At 45.2% G+C, this 6,148-nt stretch carries 4 protein-coding genes; all 4 read left to right on the forward strand.

Annotated elements, in window-relative coordinates; all coding sequences use genetic code 11:
- Nucleotides 1-7 precede the first annotated feature (7 nt).
- The 4 genes from BC343_RS16850 to BC343_RS16865 all read left to right on the forward strand — a co-directional run bounded on the left by BC343_RS16850 (nt 8) and on the right by BC343_RS16865 (nt 6,132).
- Nucleotides 8-298 (forward strand): hypothetical protein, encoded by a 291-nt coding sequence (locus BC343_RS16850; protein ID WP_078348983.1) that lies wholly within the window; start codon nt 8-10, stop codon nt 296-298.
- Complete coding sequence (locus BC343_RS16855; protein WP_078348984.1) at nt 295-1,293, forward strand: hypothetical protein; 999 nt, start codon at nt 295-297, stop codon at nt 1,291-1,293. The genes BC343_RS16850 and BC343_RS16855 overlap by 4 nt, the downstream gene beginning before the upstream one ends.
- A gap of 53 nt (nt 1,294-1,346) precedes the next feature.
- Nucleotides 1,347-4,763 carry a DEAD/DEAH box helicase gene (locus tag BC343_RS16860; protein ID WP_078348985.1) on the forward strand — a complete coding sequence of 1,139 codons (3,417 nt, stop codon included), beginning with the start codon at nt 1,347-1,349 and terminating at the stop codon, nt 4,761-4,763.
- Between the two features lie 403 nt (nt 4,764-5,166).
- Nucleotides 5,167-6,132, forward strand: coding sequence for an IS110 family RNA-guided transposase (locus BC343_RS16865; RefSeq protein ID WP_078347262.1), 966 nt, complete (start codon nt 5,167-5,169; stop codon nt 6,130-6,132).
- Nucleotides 6,133-6,148: the final 16 nt, after the last annotated feature.

The raw sequence follows: 6,148 nt of genomic DNA on the forward strand, positions 1-6,148 counted from the left end.
CACAAATATGCCGTTTGCCAACATCCTCACATTGTACAACCCGAGCAACGACTCGTTGGATATATGTAAACAACTGCTTTCGCAAAATAGTATGCAATTCATATTGTTGGAAAGCACGTTTTTCATCAAGACTCACGATAAGGCACAAACAAGCGCACTTATTAATGCGCTGAAAGCTACGGGTTATATTTACACCTTTTTATTTATTTTTAATATCGATGGTTCTGCCTTAAGAGCCAACGGTGTAGATGCCGGGACTACAAACAATATAGCGGGTATACTTAATTTACTCACATGAGAAGATACCTAACTATTGTATTGTGTTTTGCAGTGCGCTTCTGCCAGGCACAAGAGAGTTCTTCGCAGTATTTCAATTTCTACCCCATAGGCGATGAGCCAAACCTGGGTTATAAAACCAGTATGGTTAAATCCGAAAAAATACTGTTTGAGGCGAACCCAACCATGAGATTTAGTTTTTATAACAATATTTACCGCAAGCTAATAAGAGATGAAAAGAAAGGTATGCAGGCCTGGTATGTGTCATTCCGCCCTCAACTACGAATGTATACCGACAATTCGCTGCCGGTAAGGACGCCTTCTTATCGCATTTTATTGGGTACTCAACGCCTTTTTAGGATAAGCAAAAACAACTTGCTGGCAATCTCCCTCGAAAGCGGCCATTACTCTAACGGCCAGGATGGGGGGGCTTTTACAACACAATATCCGGATGGCTCTCAGGAAAGTGAAGCTATATACAACACCATAACGCCTACTACAAACCTCTCCGAAATTCTGAACAGGCGAAGCGGCAATTTTTCTACAGACTTAACCGAATTGATTGTTAATTACAGGATAAATACTAAGCTCGACGATAATTGCGCACCCAAGGAAACTCACGTGTTAAAAGCCGGCGCGGTTTTATACCACAATTATTTATTTGGCATTGCCGATATTGGTGGATATACCCCCAATGATATTAAAATATATGGGAGGTGGCGCACCCAGGTAGGATATCAATATATCAGGGTCATCAAAAATGGTAACATGCGTTATAGCCTTGCAGGAAACCTCGAGGCTATTCATGGTGCGCACCCATCGGTGGAAGATTTACGGCTCGAATTGACAGCCTCGTTATACCCTTTTAAAGGTACGCCTCAATTAGGCTTTTTCGGAAGTTTTATTGGAGGGCATGATAATTATAACTACCGTTTTGTGGATTCGGGTACTCAGGGCTTCTTCGGCATTACCTGGGCAATATTTCCTCCTGTTACTATTCATACCCTTTGCCCCTAAGTGTAAACGAAGCTGATGGTAGATAGCTAAATTTCCGTAATTTGCGCCATTTGATGGCGAACGCGTTTACCGGTGAGAATAGTTACAAAAACGATGGTTTTTATATCCTGAAAGCTCAGAGCCTTGCGCAGCTTAATGCCGTTATCATCGCTCAGCATTCCCCCGTTACAGCCTACGATGAATTGGGCGGAGAGGCTTTAACACCCGGCACCTTTGCCATAAATAATGTTTCTTTCAAGGGGAGCGAAGGTAACTCACTGATAGAAGTTGCAGTAAAACAGTTTGAAAACGATATTGTACTTTCTTGCTCCTGCAAACAGGCTAAAGAGAAACTCTGTAGCCATCAGTCCTCGGCCTTGCTGCAGATTATTGGCAACGCCAACTATCTGGTGTTTTTTAATGAGAAATTCAGGCACGATAAACTCCGCAAATTCGCTGCTGACTACGGGCTTGCCGATGTGCCTGACCCCGATGAGTATTTTGTAGTTGAACTGCAGGATAACCGCCTCATCATTCAGCCCAAAAACAGATCGCTGTTGCCTGTTACGGGTGCCAACCTGAGTAGCATGGAGCAACAGCTGATGTTTCAGCAGGAGCCCTACATGCCAGCGGGGGCTACCGTTACCGACGAGCAAAAGCGCATTTTGGTATTTAAGCAGCACCGGTTTTATAAACACCTCATTGTCGAACTATATGATGCTGCCATCACTAAAGATGGCCGCATTAAAAACCCGCTTACGCCGCTCGCACCATTGCAATTGGTAATGGAAACCAACGACCCACTCGAATTAAAGTTCTATACTGCCGTGTCGCGCTTTCAGCAAAATATCGATGCAAAGGTTAGCCAGCAAGGTTTGGAGAGCTTGCGGTCGGTTGTTAAAAATCCGCAGAATTTAGAAGTTTACATGCATAATGGCGAGGCCTCTGATAAGGTATCGGCAAATGCCTTGCGGCAAATAACCTTACGCAGCGTTACGCAGGGTTTGCAGCTAACGGTTAACCAAAAAGAGGAATTTTATGAAGTTTCGGGCGAGTTGCCGATAGGTGAGGCCCGTTATGCTATCCAAACGCTCGATACGATTTTCGGTTACTTCATCAGGCAGGGCGATATGTTTTACCTGGCCGGTAACCTGCAAACTATGGGTGCCATAGGGTTGTTCAGGCAGGGCGGTAACCTGCTTATCCATAAGGGGCAGTTCAAAGAGTTTCGCGTACGCATCCTCAATAAGCTGGAGGGCTTCATGAAGATATCGTACCCTTTCATCCCCAAGGGTACGCCGATGCAGATAAAGCAGCAGCAATTCGACAGGAACGAGATGATCATCTATCTGTCGGATTTTGGGCAGCACGTAATGATACTGCCTGTAATGCGCTACGGCGAGGCCGAGATACCCTTAAGGGAAAAAAGTTTGATATATGCCCTGGATGATAAGGGCAGAGAGTTTGTGGTACAACGCAATGATGCCGCCGAGAAGCATTTCAACAACCTTATCATCGCCGAGCACCCTTATTTTGAAGAGCAAACCAACGACGAGATACAATACTTCTACCTCCATAAAAAACGCTTTTTAGATGAGGACTGGTTTTTGGATGCCTTCGAGGCCTGGAACAAAGCGGGCATCACCATATTGGGTTTTAACGAATTGAGCGGCAATAAACTGAATCCTAATAAGGTTAAAATAACCATCAAGCTACTCAGCGGGCTCAACTGGTTCAATGCGCATATACAGGCCAAGTTCGGTAAAAAGCAGGCATCGTTAAAGCACCTGCACAAGGCCATCCGCAACAAAACCAAATTTGTGCAACTGGATGATGGTACTGTAGGAATACTGCCACAAGCATGGCTCGATAAGTTTGATAAGTACTTTAAAGCCGGGCAGATATGGGAAGAGGAACTGCAGATAGCCAAAACCAATTACGAGATCATTGAAGAACTGTTCGATCAGCAAATGCTGGATGAACAAGTGAAGCTGGAGATAAAGGACTTCCGCCAAAGGTTCGAGAACTTCGAATCGATAAAAGAAGTAGCGGTGCCCGATACCTTGCTGGCCGCACTCCGCCCGTATCAAAAGCGCGGTTTAAACTGGCTTAACTTTTTGGACGATTTTAATTTTGGCGGCTGTTTGGCAGATGATATGGGCCTTGGTAAAACCATACAAATACTGGCCTTCATCCTCCATCAGCGTACCAAAGTTCAGCATAATACCAATTTGCTGGTGGTGCCCACCTCGCTGATATTTAACTGGCAGGCCGAGGTAGCTAAATTCGCCCCATCGCTAAAGGTGCATACCATTTACGGCGCCGAACGCATAAAGAGCACAGATGGTTTTGATGAGCGCGAACTCATTATCACCTCTTACGGCACCTTGCTTACGGATATTCATTTCCTCAAACACTACACCTTCAACTATGTGTTTTTGGATGAATCGCAGAACATCAAGAACCCCGGTTCGCAGCGGTATAAGTCGGTGAAGCTTTTAAAGGCGCGTAACCGTATTGCCATTACGGGTACGCCTATCGAAAACAATAGCTTCGACCTGTACGGACAGTTATCCTTCGCCTGCCCGGGCTTGCTGGGTTCGCTGCAATATTTTAAAGAGATATACGCCGTACCTATCGACCAGTTCAAGGTTAAAAAGCGCGCGCAGGAATTGCATAACAAAGTAAGCCCCTTTATCCTCCGCCGCACCAAGCAGGAAGTAGCCGGCGAACTGCCCGAGAAAACCGAAATGGTTTTGCATTGCCCCATGGGCGAGGAGCAGCGCGGTATCTATTTGGCTTACGAGCGCGAGTTCCGCGACTTTATATCTGCCACCACACAGGATGTACTGCCCAACCGCTCCATGCACGTGCTGAAAGGCTTAACCAAGCTACGGCAGATATGCGATTCGCCGCAGTTACTGGAAGGCGTGCGCGTGCCGGGCAATCAATCATCCAAGATAGATACGCTGATAGCCGAGATAGAAAGCAAAGCACCTAACCATAAAATACTGGTATTCTCGCAATTTGTGGGGATGCTGGAATTGATCAAAAAGGAACTTATTCGCAACGGTATCGGCTTTGCCTGGCTCACCGGTGCTACCAAAAACCGGGGGCAGGTGGTGAACGATTTTCAGAATGACGTAAACACCCGCGTGTTCCTCATCAGCCTGAAAGCCGGCGGCACAGGCCTCAACCTCACCGCTGCCGATTATGTGTATTTGGTTGACCCATGGTGGAACCCAGCCACCGAGAACCAGGCTATCGACCGTGTATACCGCATTGGCCAGCATAAAAATGTAGTGGCGGTGCGCCTGGTTTGCCCCGACACCATCGAAGAGAAAATGGCGATACTGCAGGAAATCAAAAAGGAACTGGCAGGGAAGCTCTTATCCTCAGATGAGATATTCCATTCGTTAACCAAACAGGATCTGTTAGGGCTGCTGTCGAAGCCGGAGGACTTTGATGCGCACAGGCCTTTGTCAAGATGAAGCAGTGACTTCAGTTGCCATAAAAACCCTCATGCAGGGTTAACATAACTTAACACATTTTGAAATTTTACTTTTGTAAGTATTTTGAAATGAGGTAATTGTAAAAGTTAGTGCTGGGGTTATTTTTTACTAATTTTATTAGTATTTTGCAAACTCTCCCCGTTGTCATCCTATGTTTGCTTATAGGAAAAAGTTAAGTGTTTAGAGTAAATTTAAAGTAGAAGAAAAAGGGTAAAGAGAAAGATCACGAGTTGTCATTGGCTGTAGGAAGCCGTTCGAAATGCAGATCACTTTACCCCTTTGCTTACAAGCTTGAACAGTTCATTAGGCCACAAGAGCCTGTATGTAGGATTGATAAGCAGTAAAGCAGGTTCTTCTACAGTATTTATCTCAAAACAAAGTTATGGAAACTCATGCAAATTACATTGGTGTAGACATTTCAAAAGCGTCCTTTGACGTATCAGCCGGCCGACGCCATTATCAGTTCAGCAACGAAACTACAGGCTTCGACGGCTTCTTAAAGCTATTGGATACAGATAGCCATATCGTGATGGAAGCATCCGGCCCATATTATTTAAGGCTTGCTTGCTTCCTGCATACGAAGGGCATTAAGGTAAGTGTGGTAAATCCTTTGGTGATTCGCCGCTACAGCCAAATGCGTATGTCCCGGGCTAAAACAGATAAGAAAGACGCACTCCTGATCGCAGAGTATGGTGCCATGGCTAAGCCGGAGCAATGGGCCCCACCACAGCAGCATGTGGTAGAATTACAGCAAACAGAAGCCATTTTATCAGGATTGAGCAAGCAGCATACTGTGTTAAGCAACCAGCTTGAAAGCTTTACAGCTACAGGAATGATGCAAAAAGCACTGAGGCAGACGATACAAAAAGAGCTATGCCACCTTAAACAACTTATATCACGGCTTTCAGCTAACATGGAAAAGATCGTTCTTGAACATTATGGGCAAATGCTATCAGGACTGAAAAGCATACCTGGCATTGGCAAAAAAACAGCGATAATGCTCATCCTGGTAAGCGGTGGTTTCGAGCGTTTCGGCGATTGCAGTAAATTAAGCTCTTACATTGGGACATGCCCGCGCCTGTTCGAATCGGGCAGCAGTGTAAAAGGCAGGCCAAGAATATGTAAAATGGGCATGTCTGCGATCAGGGCCTCATTGTATGTATGCTCATGGAGCGCAAAACGCTGCAATAAAGCCTGCCGGGAGCTTTATGAACGCTTGCTGGCAAAAGGAAAAGCCAAAAAAGTTGCTTTGATCGCAGTCGTAAATAAGTTGCTAAAGCAAGCTTTTGCAATAGCTAAAACTAACTCAACATATCAGGAAAATTATTCAAATATTATTTGCTTTTAAACACAGTTCATTTCGA

Source organism: Mucilaginibacter pedocola (assembly GCF_002013915.1).
GTDB lineage: Bacteria > Bacteroidota > Bacteroidia > Sphingobacteriales > Sphingobacteriaceae > Mucilaginibacter > Mucilaginibacter pedocola.